Source organism: Bordetella bronchiseptica (genome assembly GCF_900636925.1).
Lineage (GTDB): Bacteria > Pseudomonadota > Gammaproteobacteria > Burkholderiales > Burkholderiaceae_B > Bordetella > Bordetella pertussis.
Genome location: NZ_LR134326.1, coordinates 1,447,868 through 1,466,954, shown reverse-complemented (window position 1 = coordinate 1,466,954; position 19,087 = coordinate 1,447,868). Strand labels below are relative to the sequence as shown.

Annotated in this window: 18 protein-coding genes; 3 read left to right on the top strand and 15 right to left on the bottom strand. The window is 68.0% G+C overall.

Annotation, left to right across the window (positions count from 1 at the left end):
• Positions 1–24 precede the first annotated feature (24 nt).
• The gene (locus EL288_RS06880) at positions 25–363 is read left to right on the top strand and encodes a BON domain-containing protein (protein WP_003813572.1); all 339 of its coding nucleotides are present in this window, start codon (positions 25–27) and stop codon (positions 361–363) included.
• 147 nt (positions 364–510) lie between these two features.
• Here the strand turns inward: EL288_RS06880 and EL288_RS06875 are convergent, their stop codons facing one another.
• From EL288_RS06875 to EL288_RS06830, 10 genes are all read right to left on the bottom strand, one after another.
• Positions 511–1,392, bottom strand: coding sequence for a PhzF family phenazine biosynthesis protein (locus EL288_RS06875; RefSeq protein WP_003813574.1), 882 nt, complete (start codon positions 1,390–1,392; stop codon positions 511–513).
• A 77-nt stretch (positions 1,393–1,469) separates the two neighbouring features.
• Positions 1,470–2,849 carry a 4Fe-4S binding protein gene (locus tag EL288_RS06870; protein WP_003813576.1) on the bottom strand — a complete coding sequence of 460 codons (1,380 nt, stop codon included), beginning with the start codon at positions 2,847–2,849 and terminating at the stop codon, positions 1,470–1,472.
• A 38-nt stretch (positions 2,850–2,887) separates the two neighbouring features.
• Complete coding sequence (locus EL288_RS06865) at positions 2,888–3,733, bottom strand: FTR1 family iron permease (RefSeq protein WP_003813578.1); 846 nt, start codon at positions 3,731–3,733, stop codon at positions 2,888–2,890.
• A 15-nt stretch (positions 3,734–3,748) separates the two neighbouring features.
• Positions 3,749–4,093 (bottom strand): cupredoxin domain-containing protein, encoded by a 345-nt coding sequence (locus EL288_RS06860; protein ID WP_003813580.1) that lies wholly within the window; start codon positions 4,091–4,093, stop codon positions 3,749–3,751.
• Between the two features lie 2 nt (positions 4,094–4,095).
• Positions 4,096–4,632 (bottom strand): iron transporter, encoded by a 537-nt coding sequence (locus tag EL288_RS06855; RefSeq protein ID WP_003813582.1) that lies wholly within the window; start codon positions 4,630–4,632, stop codon positions 4,096–4,098.
• 171 nt (positions 4,633–4,803) lie between these two features.
• Entirely contained in the window at positions 4,804–5,379 is a 576-nt protein-coding gene (gene phaR / locus EL288_RS06850) for a polyhydroxyalkanoate synthesis repressor PhaR (protein WP_003813585.1), read from the bottom strand.
• 102 nt (positions 5,380–5,481) lie between these two features.
• Positions 5,482–6,219 (bottom strand): acetoacetyl-CoA reductase, encoded by a 738-nt coding sequence (gene phbB, locus EL288_RS06845; protein ID WP_003813586.1) that lies wholly within the window; start codon positions 6,217–6,219, stop codon positions 5,482–5,484.
• Between the two features lie 67 nt (positions 6,220–6,286).
• Positions 6,287–7,924 carry a PHA/PHB synthase family protein gene (locus tag EL288_RS06840; RefSeq protein ID WP_003813588.1) on the bottom strand — a complete coding sequence of 546 codons (1,638 nt, stop codon included), beginning with the start codon at positions 7,922–7,924 and terminating at the stop codon, positions 6,287–6,289.
• Between the two features lie 107 nt (positions 7,925–8,031).
• Positions 8,032–8,787: a peptidoglycan editing factor PgeF gene (gene pgeF / locus EL288_RS06835; protein ID WP_003813591.1), complete on the bottom strand. Its 756-nt coding sequence runs from the start codon at positions 8,785–8,787 to the stop codon at positions 8,032–8,034.
• Positions 8,775–9,737, bottom strand: coding sequence for an RluA family pseudouridine synthase (locus tag EL288_RS06830; RefSeq protein WP_003813593.1), 963 nt, complete (start codon positions 9,735–9,737; stop codon positions 8,775–8,777). The genes pgeF and EL288_RS06830 overlap by 13 nt, the downstream gene beginning before the upstream one ends.
• Before the next feature lie 101 nt (positions 9,738–9,838).
• On the opposite strand from EL288_RS06830, the gene EL288_RS06825 reads away from it, so the two are divergent.
• Positions 9,839–10,639 carry an outer membrane protein assembly factor BamD gene (locus EL288_RS06825; protein ID WP_003813594.1) on the top strand — a complete coding sequence of 267 codons (801 nt, stop codon included), beginning with the start codon at positions 9,839–9,841 and terminating at the stop codon, positions 10,637–10,639.
• A gap of 61 nt (positions 10,640–10,700) precedes the next feature.
• Here EL288_RS06825 and EL288_RS06820 read toward each other — a convergent pair whose 3' ends face one another.
• Positions 10,701–12,776 (bottom strand): ATP-dependent DNA helicase, encoded by a 2,076-nt coding sequence (locus tag EL288_RS06820; RefSeq protein WP_033458809.1) that lies wholly within the window; start codon positions 12,774–12,776, stop codon positions 10,701–10,703.
• A gap of 164 nt (positions 12,777–12,940) precedes the next feature.
• Between EL288_RS06820 and tex the strand changes: the two genes are divergently transcribed.
• The gene (tex, locus tag EL288_RS06815) at positions 12,941–15,316 is read left to right on the top strand and encodes an RNA-binding transcriptional accessory protein Tex (RefSeq protein WP_003813599.1); all 2,376 of its coding nucleotides are present in this window, start codon (positions 12,941–12,943) and stop codon (positions 15,314–15,316) included.
• A gap of 80 nt (positions 15,317–15,396) precedes the next feature.
• Here the strand turns inward: tex and EL288_RS06810 are convergent, their stop codons facing one another.
• From EL288_RS06810 to EL288_RS06795, 4 genes are read right to left on the bottom strand one after another with little or no spacing between them, the layout of a single operon-like run.
• The gene (locus EL288_RS06810) at positions 15,397–16,752 is read right to left on the bottom strand and encodes a tryptophan--tRNA ligase (RefSeq protein WP_010926868.1); all 1,356 of its coding nucleotides are present in this window, start codon (positions 16,750–16,752) and stop codon (positions 15,397–15,399) included.
• A gap of 59 nt (positions 16,753–16,811) precedes the next feature.
• On the bottom strand, positions 16,812–17,138 hold the full coding sequence (locus EL288_RS06805) for a DUF3325 domain-containing protein (protein ID WP_003813603.1): 327 nt from the start codon (positions 17,136–17,138) through the stop codon (positions 16,812–16,814).
• 4 nt (positions 17,139–17,142) lie between these two features.
• Positions 17,143–18,777 (bottom strand): PepSY-associated TM helix domain-containing protein, encoded by a 1,635-nt coding sequence (locus EL288_RS06800; protein WP_003813605.1) that lies wholly within the window; start codon positions 18,775–18,777, stop codon positions 17,143–17,145.
• On the bottom strand, positions 18,774–19,082 hold the full coding sequence (locus tag EL288_RS06795) for a DUF3649 domain-containing protein (protein WP_003813607.1): 309 nt from the start codon (positions 19,080–19,082) through the stop codon (positions 18,774–18,776). Before EL288_RS06795 ends, EL288_RS06800 begins: the two co-directional genes overlap by 4 nt.
• Between the last annotated feature and the right edge of the window lie 5 nt (positions 19,083–19,087).

Sequence of the window (19,087 nt, the reverse complement as noted above, 5' to 3'; positions counted from 1 at the left end):
CTTCATCGATAAAGGAGAATAACCATGCAAGTTCGCAAACTGTTCGTTGCCACTCTCATCGGCGCCACCGCCGCCATCGGTTCGCTGGCCCACGCCGCGGGCGAAGACAAGCCCAAGCAATCGGTGGGCGAGTACGCCTCCGATGCCACGGTCACCACCAAGGTCAAGGCTGCCTTCGTCGCCGACAAGTCCCTGAGCGCGCTGGACATCGCGGTCGAAACGAACAATGGCGTGGTGACGCTGACCGGTACGGTCGGCACCGCCACCGAGGCGGATCAAGCAGCGACCGTGGCGCGTGACGTCGAAGGGGTCAAGCAGGTCATGAACAACATCAAGGTCGATCCGGCCAAGGCCGCGAAATAAGTCATGACGCGGGGCCGCCGGGTGGTCCGGCGCGCCGTACGTGTACCGCCTTCGGGTTCGCCCGAAGGCTTTTTTTTGTGCCTGTCCCGGCGGGGACAGGCACCCGCGCATCGGGACGGAACCGGCACCTGCCGCGTCCGCCGCGGCCTAGCGCGGCAGGCGGATCTCGCCGCGTCCGATCTCGATCACGCCGCCGCCCACCTGGATGGCGCCGGCGTCATCCACGTCCAGCCGCAGCCGACACGGCCGGCGCACCAGGTCTCCCTGTTCGACCAGGATATGGGCGGGCAAGGGCGCGCCGCGCGCCAGCAGCCAGCCGCCCAGGTTGGCGCATGCCGAGCCGGTGCCGGGGTCTTCGGCCACGCCGCCGCCTGCGCGCGCATGAAAGTAGCGGGACTGCACGATGCGCCGCGCGCCTGCGCCGGTCTGCGGCCCGAATGCAAAGACATAGGCGGTCTTGCGGCCCAGGCTGTTGGCGGGCCAGCGCGCGGGCCATGCGGCGTGCGGCGCGGCGCGCATCACCGCCTCCGGCGTCTTGAGCGGCACCAGCAGCTGGTCGGAACCGGTATCCACCCATAGCGGCTCGTCATGCAGATCCGCAGGGTCCAGGCCCAGCAGGCCGGCGATCTCGCCCGCGGCCAAAGCCGCACGCGCCGTCCTGGGCATGCCGGACGACGGCGCCGTGAAAGTCCATGCGCCGTCGTGCTCGCGCACCGGCACGACGCCGGCCTTGAAACCCAGGCGCACCGACGCCCCCAGCCCCAGCAACTCGCTGACCACCCGCGCCGTCCCCAGGGCAGGATGGCCGGCAAAACGCATCTCGGCGTCGGGCGTGAAAACGCGCACCTGCGCATCGGCGCCTTCGCCGCCAGGCAGGATGAATGTGGTCTCGGACAGATTGAACTGCAGGGCCAGCGCCTGCATCTCCTCGTCCCGCAAACCGCGCGCGTCCTCGAACACGCACAGCGGGTTGCCGCCGAAACAGGATTCGGCGAACACATTGAGCAGGCGGAAAGCGTAGGACGTCATGGCGGGCGGAACCAGGCGCGGACAGCGCCCGGCAGAGGTGGCGGGACCGCCACCATACCGCGCCGCGCGTGGCCGCGCTACCAGATGGCGAAGAACAGCACCCACGAAAGGCAGAACGGCGCCAGCCCCGCCACCGTCGCCAGCCAGGCCAGCCCGCGCCGCGCAAAACCGGCCGGACGACGCGCCAGCAGACGCCACACCAGGCGCAGCGACCACAGCACGGCGAGCGCCAACAAGGTAAAGCGCACCGGATTGGCCCAGCCCGTACCTACCCCTTCGTGCCGCAGCAGGGTCAGCGTGGTGGCGGACAGGCCGAGAAACACGCCGATTCCGGCACAGGGAATCAACCCCTGCGCCAGCTTGTGCACGCCGGCCAGCCGGCCCGCGCGCGCAGCCAGCGGCGCAACGCGGTCGGCCAGCCACAATGCGGCGAATGCCGGCAAGCCCACGGCCAGGGTCGCCCCGGCCACGAACAGCAGGATGCCCGCGCCGTCCAGCCAGGAGAAACTGTCGTTGACGTCCGGGTAGTGCGTCAACACGAACCACGGCGCATTGTCCAGCAGCGGCCAGATGATGTCATGCTCGACCAGCCAGGTGGCCACCCACTGCTTGATCGTCACGTACCAGGGGCTGGCGCTCCACAGGAAGGCCCCCACCGCCACGCCCATCAGCCCGAAACAGATCAGCGCGGTCTGCCAGCCGTCGCCGTCGGCGACCTCCACGATCTCGGTTTCGGGCGAGCGCGGCGCCAGGGCAATCGCCCCGCGATAGCCGCTACAGCGGCCACAGACATGGCAGTCGCCCGCGCCCTTCATGTGGCGCAGCGGCACCAGCGGCGCGCAATTGATCGCCTCGACGCGAATGACCGGATGGCGCCATTTTTCCTCGTCCACCTTGAAATGCCAGGGCGCCAGCTTGGCCAGCAAGTTGAACACGCCATTGACCGGACACAGGTACTTGCACCAGACGCGCTTGCTGCGGCCGTAGCGCCAGCCGACGATCATCGCCGCCACGGTCGAGCCGCCCAGCACCGCCAGCGCCGCCAGCGGGTACTGATAGACACTGACCAGCTGGCCGTAGATCGTCGTCAGGGCAAAGGCCACGAACGGCCAGCCGCCCCAGCGCATCCAGCGCGGAATGGCCCGGCCCTGGCCGCGCTCGCTGGCCCACTCGGTGAGCATGCCCTCGGGACAGAACCAGCCGCACCAGGCGCGCCCCAACAGCGGCATGGAAACCAGGACGAACGGCCACCACACGCCCCAGAACGCGAATTGCGCCAGCACGGTCAGGTTGTCGAAGACCGACGCGGCGTTGTCCGGCAAGGGCAGGAACACCGGCACGATCAACAGGAACGCATACGCAGCGACGATGCCCCATTGCAGCTTGCGCAGCAAAGGGGCATGGTCGCGAAGCACGTCGGCAAAGCGGGCGGTTGCCCGCCCGAGTACAGATGCCATGTCAAACCTTCATGTCGTGGCGCGGTGCCTGGGTATCCTCAGGCGGCCGAACGCGCCGAAACCGCCGCTGCGCCATCGGCGCGGCGCAGCAGCAGCCATACCACCAGCCAATAGGCCAGCCACAGCAATACCGAGATCAAGGCCGGATAGGCGCGATAGCCGGCGAAATCGGCCAGGACCTTGCCCACCCCGCTGCTGTCGTCGAGCAGCCATGAGCTGTCCCAGACCGGATCGATGAGCGTGGGCAGCACGTCCAGCGAGATCAGATGGTCCAGGCCACCCACCAGCAAGGCGCCGGCCAGCAGGAGCAGCAGGATTTCGGTAACGCGGAAGAAGCGCCGCCAGGTGATCAGCTTGCCACCCAATTGCAGCAGCCAGAACGTCAGCAGTGCGATCAGGAAACCCGCCGCGCCGGCCAGGACCAGCAACGCCGCATCCCCGGCCTGCCCGGCCGCCGCGGCCACGGTGCCGTACAGGAACACCACCGTCTCGCTGCCTTCGCGCGCCACGGCGATCATGACCAGCACCAGCAGGCCCCACCAGTTGTCGCGCTCGATGGAGGCGCGCGCCCCGCCCTCGAGCTCGCGCTTGAGCGTGCGGCCATGGCGCTTCATCCAGATCACCATCTGGACCACCAGCGCGCAGGCCACCAGCGACATGCCGGCCTGGAACCACTCCTGGCCTTCGTCGCTCAGCCACGAGGAGACGCCCAGCAGCACCAGCGCCAGCAGGAGCGCCAACGCCAGGCCCGCCGCCACGCCGCCCCACAGGTAGGGCATGCCGCGCCGCCCGGCGGGCGTGGCCCGCAGCCAGGCGTAGAGAATGCCCACCACCAGCAGGGCCTCGACGCTTTCGCGCCATACGATGAAAAGTACTTGTTCCATATCCGACCCGATGGCTCAGTCCTTGGGCTTGACGACCAGCGTGCCCTTCACGTCCTGGTGGAAGTCATCGAAAAAGGGATACTCGCCCGGGCGCGAGATGGTGATGACGACGAACGACTTCACGCCCGGGCCCAGCACCTTCTCCTTGCGCAGCGGGATGCTTTCGAATTCCACCGGTTCGTTGCTGGCGTTGATCAGTTCGATCTTGAAGCGCCCCGCCGGCACCTCGAGGCGGGCCGGCTCGAACGTGCCGTCGGGCTGGAACGTCAGGGTGAACGTAGGCAGGTCGGCGGCGCGCGCCGCCAGCGGCGCGCCCAGCCCCAATGCCATGGCCAGCAAGGCCGCCGCCGGAGCACGCACGATCAGTACCCGCCCTTCTTGCCGGTGCCGGCAAAGACGAATTCATACTCGAGGTCGAACGGCTCGAACCACGGGCCCACGCCGGTTTCCTTGTCGATATGGCGGCCGAAGTGGTTCATCTTGTCGGAGGTCGGCGGCATGATGGTGTACTTCAGCTTGTACTTGCCGGGACCGTCCAGCTTGACGTTGTCGCCATAGTGCGGGCCGTCGTTGGCCACCATGGGCATGAAGGTGCCCTTCTGGACCTTGTCGCTGCCGACCTTCTGGACTTCGTACTTGACCACCAGGTAAGGCACCCACTCGCCTTCCGGAAAGCCCGTGGCGTTGCCCGCGGTGGCGTGGATGTCGGCTTCCAGGTGGACGTCGGAGTCCTTGGCAGCGCGCATCATGCCGGGGGGATCCATCTCGATGGGCTGCAGATAGACCGCGCCGATTTCCATGCCGCCCTTCTCGGCCGGCTTGCCGATCGGATACTCGGCCGCGAACGCGGCGCCAGGCAGGCTCAGGGCAAGCGCAAGTAGCAAGGCTTTCTTCATCATGTACGAGTCCTCTTAACTGAAAAAACGGCCCGAAGAAACACAAACAAGAACCGTTTTCATTAATGTAGTTCGGTTCGGCTTACAGATCCCTTAAGCCGACCCCAATTTCAGGACTCATACGGAAAAGGGGCGCCCGTGGGCGCCCCTTTTCCTTCAGCCAGCTTCGCGGCGCTACTTGCCGCGCCCGCCTTGCGGGCCGTCGCCACCCGGCGGCGTGAACGGGAAATTCGAGAACATCGCCCGGGTCTGATCCTGCATCTGGTCCTGCATCTGGACGAACAGGTTCTTGCTCTGGTCGATGTAGTTGTTCATCATCTTCTGCAGCATCGGCGTCTGCACGTTCATGAACTGCGTCCAGGCCTCGGGCCCGAACTGGCTGCCGTACAGCCCCTTGGACTGCTCGGCCATGCGCTGCTGGATTTCCATGAACGCCTGGATGTTCTTTTCCAGGTACGAACCCATGATGCCCTGCATGGCGTGGCCGTAGAAGCGGATGATCTGCGCCAGCATGTTGGACGAGAACATGGGCATGCCGCCGCTTTCCTCTTCGAGAATGATCTGCAGCAGGATACTGCGCGTGAGATCCTCTCCGCTCTTGGCATCGACAACCTGGAAGTTCTCGTTGGCCAGAACCAGCTGCTTGACATCGGCTAGCGTGATGTAGGTGCTGGTTTGCGTGTCGTACAGCCGGCGGTTGGGATACTTCTTGATCAGGCGCAGGGCGGCGCCAGTTTGTGCTTGCGTCATGTCTGTCCCCGAGATCGGGAGATCTCTTTAACTTTCAATCATTTTACGTGTAATACCGGGCGTCCGCTTCCCCCCGGACCCCGGCCCCCTCCGAATGCGGCCTCAACCCATGTGCAGGCCGCCATTGAGCGAGAAATCCGCGCCCGTGGCAAAACCCGATTCGTCCGACGCCAGCCAGGACGTCATGGACGCGATTTCCTCGGGCGTACCCAGCCGGCGCACCGGAATCGTCGCGACGATTTTCTCCAGCACGTCGGGACGGATGGCCCGCACCATGTCGGTCCCGATGTAGCCCGGCGAAATGGTGTTGACGGTAATGCCCTTGCTGGCGACCTCCTGGGCCAGGGCCATGGTGAAACCATGGATGCCCGCCTTGGCGGTCGAGTAGTTGGTCTGGCCGAACTGCCCTTTCTGGCCGTTGACCGAGCTGATGTTGACGATGCGCCCCCATTGGCGCTCCACCATCCCGTCGAGCACCTGCTTGGTCACGTTGAACAGGCTGTTCAGGTTGGTGTCGATCACCGCGCGCCAGTCGTCCACCGACATCTTGCGGAACAGGCCGTCACGCGTGATGCCGGCGTTGTTGACCAGCACGTCGACCTGGCCCAGGTCGGCCGTGACGCGCTCGAAAGCCTTGACGGTGGACTCCCAGTCGGACACGTTGCCCACCGATGCGTAGAACGTATAGCCCTGGGCCGCCTGCTCGTCGAGCCACTGCTGATAGTTGCGGCTGGGGCCGCACCCCGCCACCACCCGGAAGCCGTCCTTGGCCAACCGCTGGCAGATCGCGGTACCGATACCGCCCATGCCGCCCGTCACATATGCCAATTTTCCGCTCATTTGACTTCCTCCTGTTTTCACGGCGAACGCCCGCCAAGAATGCCGGCCTTGCGGCCCGCGCGCGTACTCAAACCGCTCTTACTTTCACATAACGTCCCGGCGCCGGCTCGATCGGCCGGAACCGTTTGTTGCCCGCCTGCGCGGGCGCGGCGACCTGCTTGCCGCCATGCCCGGCCAGCCAGGCGGTCCAGTCGGGCCACCAGCTGCCCGCGTGCTCGACCGCGCCGGCCAGCCAGGCGTTGGGATCGCCAGGCAGGTCGTGGGACACCGCGCCGGCCGATTCATTCACCCAATAGCTGCGCCGCTGCTTGGCCGGCGGATTGATCACCCCGGCAATATGGCCGGAAGCGCCCAGCACGAAACGCATGGGCCCGCGCAGCAATTGCGTCGATGCGTAGGCCGACGGCCAGGGCACGATGTGGTCCTCGCGCGACCCGTACAGGTAGGCAGGCATGTCGAGCCGGGTCAGGTCCAGCGGCACGCCCGCGGCACGCGCCCGTCCGGGCACCTTGAGATTGTTTTCGAGATACGTGTTGCGGAAATACCAGGCGAAGAACGGCCCCGGCAGGTTGGTGCTGTCGGCATTCCAGAACAGCAGGTCGAACGCAGGCGGTGTCTTGCCTTTCAGGTAATTGGAGACGACGTAGTTCCAGACCAATTCGTTGGGGCGCAGGAACGAAAACGTGGTGGCCAGGTCGCGGGCAGGCATCAGGCCGCGCTGTCCGTACTGGTGGTCGCGCAGCAAGGCATGCGCTTCGTCGACGAACACCTTCAGGATGCCGGTATCGTGGAAGTCCAGCAGCGAGGTCAGCAGCGTGAGCGAGGCCACCGGGCGCTCGCCGCGCGCCTGGGCCAGCGCCAGCGCCGAGGCCAGCATGGTGCCGCCGACGCAGAAGCCCAGCGCGTTGACCTGCGGCTGGCCGCTGATGTCGCTGGCCACCGCCAGCGCCTTGAGCACCGCGTCGTCGAGGTATTCGCTCCAGGTGGCGGTGTCCACGCCGTCGGTATCGGCCGCCAGCGGATTGCGCCACGAGATGATGAACACCGTATGGCCCTGCTCCACCGCATACCGGACGAAGGAGTTCTCGGGCTGCAGGTCGAGGATGTAGTACTTGTTGATGTTCGGCGGCACGATCACCAGCGGCCGCTCGCAGACCTTGGCGGTCTGCGGCGCGTACTGGATGAGCTGCATCAGGCTGTTCTCGAACACCACATGGCCGGGCGTGGTGGCCACGTTGCGGCCGATTTCGAACTGTGTCTCGTCCGTTTGGCTGATGCGGCCGCGCTGGATGTCGTTGAGCAGGTTGGCCATGCCTTCCTGCAAGGTGCGGCCGGCGCTTTCGACGATGGCGCGCTGCGCATCCGGATTGAAGGCCAGGAAGTTGGCCGGCGACATGGCATCGACCCATTGCATGACCGAGAAGCGCAAACGGTTGCGCATGGGTTCGCTGACCTGCGCCGCCTCGACCAGGCGCGCCATTGCACGGGCCGACAGCAGATAGGCATGCGCCATCAGCAGGCGCTGGCGGTCGTCCAGCCAGGCTGCGCCGGCAAAGCGCTTGTCGGCCGGAGCGCCCAGTACGCCACGCTTGGCCTCGTCACACAGGCGCAGCCATTCGCGGGAGAAATCGGCCTGGATTTCTGCCAGAGCGTCCGGTGCCACGCTCACCGGGACGGGCCATGCAGCGGAAAGATGGGCGTTCACTTCGACACCTTGTTATCGGAACTGCGCGAATTGATGGTGCATGCCGCCATTTTTACTGTCAATGCGGGTATACCTAGGAGCCATCCGGCAAGCATACCGAAGTCGCATTACCGGGCGTCGAGCCAGGCCAGCAAAGCCATCCGGCCGGTTTCCCGATCTCGCCGATACGAAAAAAATCGCGAATCCTGCACCGTGCACAAACCGCAGGATTGCGCCTGTACGCCAGCGCGCCGCAAGCGCAGCAGCGCCAGTCCGGGCAGGTCGGCCAGCCATTTGCCGGGCAGGCCCGGGCGCGGCGCGAACAGGGCCGCGGCCTCGGGGCCGTCGGCCGCAAAGGCTTGCAGCACATCGGCTCCCACCTCGAAGGCCGCCGGCCCGATGCCGGGCCCGATCCAGGCGCGCCAGCCGCGCGCGTCCGGCGCCTTGGCCTGCATGGCGCGCAAGGTGTTTTCCAGCACGCCGCCGGCAAGGCCGCGCCAGCCGGCGTGCGCCGCGCCCAGCACGGTGCCGTCCTGGTCGGCGATGACCACGGGCAGGCAATCGGCAACCATGATGGCCAGCACGCGTCCGGGCGCAGCCGTGACGCTGGCATCGGCGGCGGGTTCATGCGGCGGGCCGGCGTCGGCGTCGACCACCTCGTGGCCGTGTACCTGGCGCAGCCACAGGGGCTCGGCCGGCACCGCGGCGCGCACCCGGCGGCGATTCTCGGCCACCGTTTCGGGACGATCGCCCGCGCGCAGCCCCAGGTTGAGGGTATCGTGCGGCGCGACGCCCGCCCCGCCGGCGCGCGTGGTGCAGAAATAGTTCACTCCCGCCCATTGCGCACCGGTGATGACGGGCAGATCGTGTATCAGGCGTTCCATGCCAAGGCTTCCTGGACGTCGGACATATCGGCGGGTACGCCGGCCTCGAAGCTGACTTCGCCCGCGCCGCCCGGATCATCGAAATGCAGGGCCCGCGCGTGCAGCATCTGGCGCGTGGCGCCGGCCAGCGGCTTGCCGCCGTACAGCGTGTCGGCAAGCAGGGGATGCCCCAGGCTGGCCAGGTGCACGCGGATCTGGTGGGTACGGCCGGTTTCCAGCCGGCACAGCACCTCGCTCACCCGGGCGCCGCCTTCGGCGCAGCCGCGCCGCCGCGGGTCGAAATGCGTGACCGCCGGCTTGGGCGCGATGGGCCGTTCGACGCTCATCCGTACCGGAACCCGCGCATCGCGGCCGATGGGACGGTCGACGGTGCCGGCGGCGCCCAGCCAGCCATGCGCCAGCGCGATGTACTGGCGGCCCATGGTGCGCGCCTGCAGCTGGCGTACCAGATGGGTCTGGGCCAGTTCGTTGCGCGCCACCACCATCAGGCCGGACGTGTCCTTGTCGAGCCGGTGCACGATGCCGGCACGCGCCACGCGCGCCAGTTCGGGATAACGGTGCAGCAGGCCGTTGAGCAGCGTGCCGCTCCAGTTGCCCGCCCCGGGATGCGTCACCAGCCCCGCCGGCTTGTCCACTACGATCCAATCGGGGCTTTCGGCCACCACGTCGAAAGCCACCGGTTCGGGCGCGAAAGCCCGGCTTTCCGGGGCCGGTTGCTCCCAGACCGACAGGACGTCGCCGGGGCCGACCGCCTGGCGCACCTTGGCCTGGGCGCCGTTTACCAAAACGTAACCGGCCTCGATCCAGCCCTGCAGCCGGCTGCGCGAATGGCCGGGCAACAGCCCCGCCAGCACCTTGTCCAGGCGGTCTGCCGGGGTATCCGGCGGCACCGTGAGCAGCAGCGGTTCGTCGTCGGAAAGCAGGTCTACACTGGCGGCTGTATCAGACATGAAGACAAATCATATAATCAGCCTGCCATGCTAACACCAAGGATAGGACTCACGTGACTCACCGTCCCGCTGCACTCTCGAAGCCCGCCTCCCGCCGCGGGGTGGCCCTGCGCGCGGCGATCGCGCTGTCAACCATTCTGATCGTGGCCGGCTGCGGCTCGTCAAGCACCAAATACGACAAGACCGCGGGCTGGAGCGCCGAACAGTTGTACGCCGACGCCAAGCAGGAAGTCGCGGCGGGCAACTGGACCGATGCCCGGGAGCGCCTGACCGCCATCGAAAGCCGCTACCCGTTCGGCACGTACGCCCAGCAGGCCCTGATCGAACTGGCCTACGTCAACTGGAAAGACGGCGAGAACGAACAGGCGCTGGCCGCCATCGACCGCTTCCAGCAGCTCTATCCCAACCACCCGGGCACGGACTACGTGCTGTACCTGAAGGGGCTGGTCAACTTCACGCCGGCCAGCGCCTTCATGAGCAACCTGACCGGCCAGGACCCCGCCGAGCGCGATCCCAAGGGCCTGCGCGCGTCCTACGATGCGTTCAACGAACTGGTCCAGCGCTTCCCCAACAGCAAGTACACGCCCGATGCGCAGAAGCGCATGACCTGGCTGGTCAACGCCATCGCCATGAACGAAGTCCACGTGGCGCGCTACTACTACGAGCGGGGCGCCTACGTGGCGGCCGCCAACCGGGCGCAGACCGTGATCACCGATTTCGAGGGAGCCCCCGCCTCGGAAGAAGCGCTCTATATCATGGTCGAGTCGTACGACAAGCTGGGAATGACCGAACTGAAGGGCGACGCCGAACGCGTGCTCGACCAGAACTATCCCAACAGCAAATTCAAGACGCAAGGCCTGTCGGCCGACAAGAGCTGGTGGAACCCGTTCTCGTGGCGCTGACGCCACTCGCGCAGTCCAAGGAAAGCCCGGCCCCAGGCCGGGTTTTCCTTTTGCGCGGCCGTTATGGTTCGGCCTCGCCCATGCGGGCGTAGAAAGCCAGTGCCTCGTTCATGTCGCGGGTGCGGGCAAACGGCGGCAGGCCGCGCCACAGGCGCTTGCCATAAGGCTTCTCGACCAGGCGGGCATCGCCCACCATGAGCACGCCCCAATCGGTTTCGGTGCGGATCAGGCGGCCCGCGCCCTGCTTGAGCGAAATGGCGGCCTCGGGCAACTGGTACTCGGCAAACGGATTGCCGCCGCGCAGCCGACAGGCGCGCAGGCGGGCCTCGATGACCGGGTCGTCGGGCGGCGCGAACGGCAGCTTGTCGATCGCCACCAGCGTCAGCACATCGCCCGGCAGGTCGATGCCCTCCCAGAAACTGGCGCTGCCGACCAGCACGGGATGCTCCAGCTTGCAAAAGCGTTCCAGCAGATCGCGGCGGGTGGCCTCGCCCTGGCGCAACAGCGGCCAGTCGTGTCCCGCGTCCGCGAAGGCGTCGGCCAGCAACTGCGCCACCTTGTCGACCGCGCGCAGCGTCGTGCACAGCACCAGCGCGCCGCCCGGACTGGCTTCCAGCAAGGGCAGCAGATTCTCGACGAAGCGCTCGACGAAGCGGGGCGACTGCGGCTCGGGCATATCGCGCGGCACGAACAGCAAGCCCTGCGCGGGGTAGTCGAATGGCGACTCCCAACGTCCGGTGCGGGCATCCTCCAAGCCAAGCTGCTGCGTGAAATGGCCGAAATCACCATAAACAGATAGCGTTGCCGACGTCAGAATCCACGCTTGGCCGGGCTTGCGATAGCGCGAGAATGCCTGTGCCACCGACAAGGGCGCCGCATGCAGGCGCACATGATGCTGGCCATGCTCGACCCAGCGCACCGCCGGCCCGCTCCAGTTGGCGGCGGCCGCCGCCTCGGCCAGCAGCGCCTCGGACGGCGCGGCCACCGCCACGCCCTGGTCGTCGCGGCCCCAGCCTTCATCGTGCTCGGCGGCCTGGGCCGCGTGGCGCGGCGGCGTGGCCCAACGGGACAGGCGCACCGAAATTTCGGCGCCCGCGCGAGCGGCGGCGGCCAGGTCCGGATGTTTTTCCGCCACGCCGCTCAACGCCCGCACCGCGGCGTCGAGGACCTCGCGCAGGCTGGCCAGCGCGGCGTCGAATTCATCCGGGTCCGGCATGGCCTCGAAGGTCGCCTTGCGCCCGGGCAGCCGCTCCAGCGGCGCGCAGGCCAGCCGCAGCTCGCGCGCGGCGGTCTCGACCTGCCGGCCGACATCGCTCCATTTGGCGGCTTCGCGCGCGTACGCCAGGCCGGCCGCCTCCAGCGTGCGGGCGAAGTCCAGCAACTGGTGAGTCGACACACTGCTGCCCAGGAACCGGGTCGCGGTATCGGGCAACTGGTGCGCCTCGTCGAAAATCACCGTATCCACTTCGGGCAGCAAGTCTGTCACGCCCTCCTCGCGCAGCACCAGGTCGGCCATGAACAGCGCATGGTTCACGACCACCACGTCGGCCTCCTGCGCCTGGCGGCGCGCCTTGACCACGAAGCAGTCGCGGATGCGCGGGCACTCCTGGCCCAGGCAGTTCTCGCGCGTGGAGGTCACGCGTTGCCAGAGATCGGCGTCTTCGGGCACCTGCGCCAGCTCGGCGCGATCGCCGGTCTTGCTGATGCCGGCAAACACCTGGATCTGGCGCAGCTGGCCGATCTCGGCGCGCGACTTCAAGGCGCGGTCGTCGCCCTGCAGGCGGTCGAGGTGGTAGTGGCAGACATAGTTGCCGCGCCCCTTGAGCAGCGCGGCCGTCACCGGCGCGGCCAGCGCCTGCCGCACCTTCGGCAGGTCGCGCGCGAACAGCTGGTCCTGCAGGGTGCGCGTGCCGGTGGAAATCAGCACCTTGCCGCCTTGCGCGAAGGCGGGCACCAGATAGGCCCAGGTCTTGCCGATGCCGGTGCCGGCCTCGGCCACCAGGGTGGCGCGCGCCGCGATGGCGCTGTCTATGGCCTGCGCCAGCTCGACCTGCGACTGCCGCGGCCGGTAGCCCGGCATGGCGCGCGCCAGCGGGCCGTCGTCCGCGAAGAATTCCGAAATGTCGAGGTCCAGCATTGATCAAGCCATGCGCTAAAGTGGCTGACATAATAGCGCCTCCGGCCTACGCAGCCGGCCGGCTGGCGCATGCCGCCGTGACATAAACGCGCCACCCGCCATATCTGGTAACAGTGGCTTGTGGCACAATCCGCCCCTTGTTTTCCCTTTGCCGTCGTATCGAGATGCCTGAAACCTCCGCTACCACGAACGCCGCACCGGGCGTCGATCACGCCCGGATCATTGCCCAACTGGCCACCGAAATCGGCGCCCGAGCCTCGCAGGTCGCCTCGGCCGTGGAACTGCTGGACGACGGCGCCACCGTGCCGTTCATTGCCCGCTACCGCAAGGAAGCCACCGGCGGGCTGGACGACGGCGCCCTGCGCACCCTGGAGGTGCGCCTGGGCTACCTGCGCGAACTCGAAGAGCGCCGCGGCGCGATCCTGGAGTCCATCACGCAGCAGGGCAAGCTGACGCCCGAACTGCAGCAGGAGATCGCCACGGCTGAGACCAAGCAGCGCCTGGAAGACCTGTACGCGCCCTACAAGCCCAAGCGCCGCACGCGCGCCCAGATCGCCCGCGAAGCCGGCCTCGAGCCGCTGGCCGACGCCATCCTGGCCGATCCGGCCTGCGATCCCGCGGCGCTGGCGGCGCAGTACCTCAACCCGGAAGCCTCGATCAACGACGCCAAGGCGGCCCTCGACGGCGCGCGCGATATCCTGGCCGAGCGCCATGCCGAGAACGCCGACCTGCTGGCCGACATGCGCGAGCATCTGTGGAGCACCGGCCTGCTCTATTCGAAGATGGTCGAGGGCAAGGAAACCGACGGCGCGAACTTCCGCGACTGGTTCGATTTCAACGAGCCGCTGCGCACGCTGCCTTCGCACCGCATCCTGGCGCTGATGCGCGGCCGCCAGCAAGGCGTGCTGGAATTGCGCGTGGGCCTGGAAGCCGACCTCGAGGCCGAGACGCCCCACCCCTGCGTGGCGCGCATCGCCTCGTTTCTCAAGCTGGGCAACGGCCTGTTCGCCCTGGACGCCACGCCGCGCGCGCGCTGGCTGGGCGAGGTATGCCGCTGGACGTGGCGCGTCAAGCTGCTGACGGCATTCGAAAGCGAATTGTTCGGCCGCCTGCGCGAAAGCGCCGAAGCCGAGGCCATCCGCGTGTTCGCCGCCAACCTGAAGGATTTGCTGCTGGCCGCGCCGGCGGGCCCCAAGACGGTACTGGGGCTGGACCCCGGCATCCGCACCGGGTGCAAGGTGGCGGTCATCGACCGCACCGGCAAGGTCGTCGATACGGCCACGGTCTACCCGTTCGAGCCGCGCCGTGACCGCGAAGGCACCATCAAGACGCTGGCGGCCCTGGCGGCGCGCCACAAGGTCGAGCTCATCGCCATCGGCAACGGCACCGCCTCGCGCGAATCCGAAAAGCTGGTCGGCGACATGATGGCCCGCTTTCCCGACCTCGCGTTGACGCGCGTGGTGGTCTCCGAGGCCGGCGCCTCGGTGTACTCGGCCTCGGAAACGGCCGCGCTCGAATTCCCCGACCTGGACGTGACGCTGCGCGGCGCCGTCTCGATCGCCCGCCGCCTGCAGGATCCTTTGGCCGAACTGGTCAAGATCGATCCCAAGGCGATCGGCGTGGGCCAGTACCAGCACGACGTCAACCAGCGCGAGCTGGCCCGTTCGCTGGATGCGGTGGTCGAGGACTGCGTGAACGCCGTGGGCGTGGACGTCAACACCGCCTCGGCGGCGCTGCTGGCGCGCGTCTCGGGGCTGAACACGCTGCTGGCCAAGAACATCGTGGCCTGGCGCGACGAGAACGGCGCCTTCCCCACCCGCGACATGCTGCGCAAGGTGCCGCGCTTCGGCGAGAAGGCTTTCGAGCAGGCCGCCGGCTTCCTGCGCATTCCCAACGGCGACAATCCGCTCGATGCCTCGGCGGTGCACCCGGAGGCCTATCCCGTGGTGGAGCGTATCGTCGCGCGCATCAAGGCCGACGTACGGCACATCATCGGCCAGCGCGAGGCGCTCAAGGGCGTGTCGCCCAGCGACTTCACCGACGAGCGCTTCGGGCTGCCCACGGTGCGCGACATCTTCGCCGAGCTGGAAAAGCCCGGCCGCGATCCGCGCCCGGAATTCAAGACCGCGCAGTTCAAGGAAGGCGTCGAAACCCTCAACGACCTGTTCCCCGGCATGGTGCTCGAAGGCGTGGTGACCAACGTCGCCAATTTCGGCGCCTTCGTGGACATCGGCGTGCACCAGGACGGGCTGGTCCATATTTCGGCGCTGGCCGAGAAATTCGTCAAGGATCCGCGCGACGTCGTGCGCGTGGGCCAGACCGTGACCGTCAAGGTGCTCGAGGTCGACGTGGCGCGCAAGCGCGTGGCCCTCACCATGCGCCTGAACGATGCCGCCGAGCCGGCCCGCCGTGGCAATGGCGCGGGAGCCGGGGCCGCGCGCGGCGCCGATCGGGGCGCCCGCCGTCCGCAGGCGGACAACGGCAAGGGCGCGCCGGCCAACAGCGCCATGGCCGACGCCTTCGCCAAACTCAAGCGCTGATCGCAACGCAGGCGCCGCCCCGTCATCGGGTGCGGCGCCTGCGTCGTTGCCCCGATCCGCGGGCGCGCCGCGGACGAAGCCTAGGCTGCAGCCAGTTGGGCCAGGGCCTCGCGGGCCTTGGCCAGCAGCGCATCGCGCGCGCCGGCATCGGCGGCTTGCGGTCCGTACGCCACTTCCTTGCCATCCAGCCAGGCCGCATACGACACGTCATCGTGGCCGCGCAAGGCCTGCTCGGGCGCCTCGTCCTGCAGGCGGCGCATCAGCGCGCCCGCTTCCTTGGGATTGGCGAAAGGCACCGAGCACAGCAACTCTTCCCCGTCGGCGGCAAGCAGCCGGAAACGGAAACTGCCATCCTCGTCGCGGAAGCTGACGAAACGCGCGTCCTTGGCGGCCTTGCGGGCCGGCTGGGCGGCCTTGGCCGCAGCCGGCTGCAAGGCGCCCAGGCCCACCGCATCGCGCAGCGTGCGGACCAGCGGTTGCGCCAGCTTGCGCGCCTTGGCGGCGCCGGCCTGCAGGATGTCCTCGATCAGGCCGGGGTTGGAAATCAGTTCGACATAGCGCTCGCGCATCGGCGCGAGATCGCGCTCCAGCCGTTCGTACAAGGCCTGCTTGGCGTCGCCCCAGCCCATGCCTTCTTCGAGCTGGCGGCGAAACGCCATGGATTCCTGCTGCGTGGAGAAGGCGCGGTACAGCATGTACAGGTGCGAGGCCTCGGCGTCCTTGGGCTCGCCCGGCAGGCGCGAATCGGTGACGATGCGCTGCGTGGCGTTGCGCAGGCCCGCCGCTCCGCCTTCGAACAGCGGAATGGTGTTGTTGTAGCTCTTGGACATCTTGCGGCCATCCAGGCCCGGCAAGGTCGCGACCTCCTCGGCGATCACCACTTCGGGCAGGACGAAGAATTCGCGGCCATACAGGTGGTTGAAACGCTGCGCGATATCGCGCGCCATTTCCAGGTGCTGGACCTGGTCGCGCCCGACCGGCACCTGGTTGGCGTTGAACAGCAGGATGTCGGCGGCCATCAGGACGGGATACGAGAACAGTCCCATGGTCACGCCGTCATCCGGCTCGACGCCCTTGGCGGCATTCTGGTCCACCGACGCCTTGTAGGCGTGCGCCCGGTTCATCAGGCCCTTGGGGGTCACGCAGGTCAGCAGCCAGCACAGCTCGGTGATTTCCGGGATGTCCGACTGGCGATAGAACGTGACGCGTTCCGGGTCCAGCCCCGCGGCCAGCCAGGTGGCGGCGAGCTCCAGCCGCGAACGCGCCACCCGCGCCGGATCGTCGCACTTGATCAGCGCGTGATAGTCGGCCAGGAAGAAAAACGCGTCCACGCCCGGCTGGGTACTGGCCTGGATGGCGGGGCGGATCGCGCCCGCGTAATTGCCCAGGTGCGGCGTGCCGGTGGTGGTGATGCCGGTGAGGACTCGGGTATTCATGGAGGACTGCTAGGCTGTGGATCGAAGGACACAGTTTACCGTGCCCCCGGCGACCGCATTCAAAGCAGCGCCAGCACGGGCGCCGCCAATGCGCAGGCGCCGCCTGCGCCCAGGGCCGCGCGCGGCCAGAACGTGAGGAGCCAGATCAGCAGCAACCCGGCCAGGCTCAGGATGCCGATCCATTCGACCGTGCCGTAGTTCCATCCCCAAGCGCCCGCCGATGCCCACAGCGACAGCGCCAGGCCCAGCCACCCCAGGCTGCGCAGCGCCAGGCGGCGGCGCCTGGGCAGCGCGCGGTCGAAGACGTCTTCGTAATGGCGGTCCATGCCCAGCGACAGGGCGGCAAAGCCCGCGTAGGCCAGGCAGAAGGCAGTGGCGTTCAGCATGCGGTCACCTCGTCTCGCCAATTGCGGCGGCCGCCGCATCGCGCGCGGGCACCCGGCGCGATGCGGGTGCGGGCCGGGCGCGCGGTGGCACGGCGGCGGCGGCCGCCTTGCGTGCCGCCCGCCACGCCATCCAGCCCAGCAAGGCGGCGCACGCCAGGGCGGTCAGATCGAAGCCCGCCATGACCCAGTCGCCCGCCGGCAGCGACACTCCCAGGTGGCGCTGGGTCGTCCACAGGTTCAGGACCGGCAGCGCGGCGGCCATGAACGCGGCCAGCGCCAGCAGGTCGCGCCACTTGCGCCGGCGCGCCACCGCCGCATACAGGCCGCACAGCAGCCATGCGCCGAAGAAGATCCGGACTTCCCATTGCGCATGCTGCGGCAGCGCCGCCGGCAACAGCCGGTTGGCCCAGAAGAACGCCGCCACGGCCACGCACAGGCCCGCGATGCTGCCGGCGTTCAGGGCGTCGACCAGCCGCAGCGCAAACGACTCGCGCCCCGCCGCCTTCTGGCGGCGCTTGGCGATCCACAGCGCCAGGCCGGTCCCCACCATGGCGGTTCCCGCCAGGCTCACCAGGAAATACAGCCAGCGCAGCACGGGTTCGGCGAACAGGCCCAGGTGCAGTCCGACGATGGTGCCGGCGGTGGCCGCCACGGCGCTTTCCTTGGCGTCCTGGCTGCGCAGTTGCCCGGTCACGCCGTCGAAGGTGATGGTCGGCGCCATGCGCCCATAGGCGATGCGCTCGCTGGTCGAGCGCGTCACGCTGACCGTGGCCGAGGCGTCGCCCGGATTGTTGACCACGATGCGGCCGGGCCTGCCGCCATCCCACTCGGCCCGCGCCCGGGCCGCCAGCCCGGCCAGCGGCGCCAGCGGCGCCGGATTGGCCTGGAGCGCGGTCTGGGTGAAGGCGGGGAACATCTCGTCGAAGAAGGCGCGCTCGTTGTCATAGGCGGCCAGGACGCCGGCCGGCATCAGCATGTACATGAAAATCACCAGCCCGCTGAAGGTGATCATGAGATGGAACGGCAGCCCCAGCACCGACAACACATTGTGCCCGTCCATCCAGGCGCGCTGGCCGCCCTTGCGCGGCCGGAAAGTGAAGAAATCGGTGAATATCTTCTTGTGGGTGATGATGCCGCTGATGATGGCCACCAGCATGAACATCCCGGCAATGCTGGCCAGCCAGCGCCCCCAGGGGAAGGCCATCTCCAGTTCGAAATGGAAGCGGTAGAAGAAATCGCCGCCGCGCGTCTGGCGCGCATGCAGCGCGTCTCCGGTGGCGGGGTCGAGCGACACGCGCGTAAAGCCGCGCTCGCCCGGCTTGGGCTTGGCAGCCGGATACGACAGCTGGATGGCGGGCGCGCGCTGGGTAGGCAGGGTCACGAACCAGCGCCGCGCATCGGGCGCGTGGGCCTGCAGATAGCGCTGCGCCACCGCGCTGGCCTGCTCGGCCGACACCGGAGCGACATCGATCTCGGGCTGCATCCAGCGCGTGATCTCGGGCCGGAAGAACGCCAGCGTGCCGGTCAGGAACATCGCGAACAGCACCCAGCCGAAGATCAACCCCGACCAGGTGTGCAGCCACGACATGGACTGGCGCAGCCCCTCCTCGCCCGCCGCCTTGGTACGTGCCGGTTTCATGCTCCTCCCGCGGCCTTGCCCAGCCAGTACAGCATCAGCAGCGCCAGCGCGGGCAGCAGCACTCCGGCCCATGCGCGCCAGGCGTTGCGGGTGGCGAACACCCACAGCACGGCGCACGTATAGACGACGAACGACAGCATCAACGCGGCCACGACCGCGTCGACGCGGCGCATGGGCAGCCAGACAGCCAGGCAGGCTGCCGCCGCGCTGGATAGGGCGTAGCCGCCCAGGATGGCGGCCAGGGCGCGCGACGTCACGGCGAACCGGTAATGCAGCATGTGGGCACCGGCAGCGGGCGCTTTCATGTCAA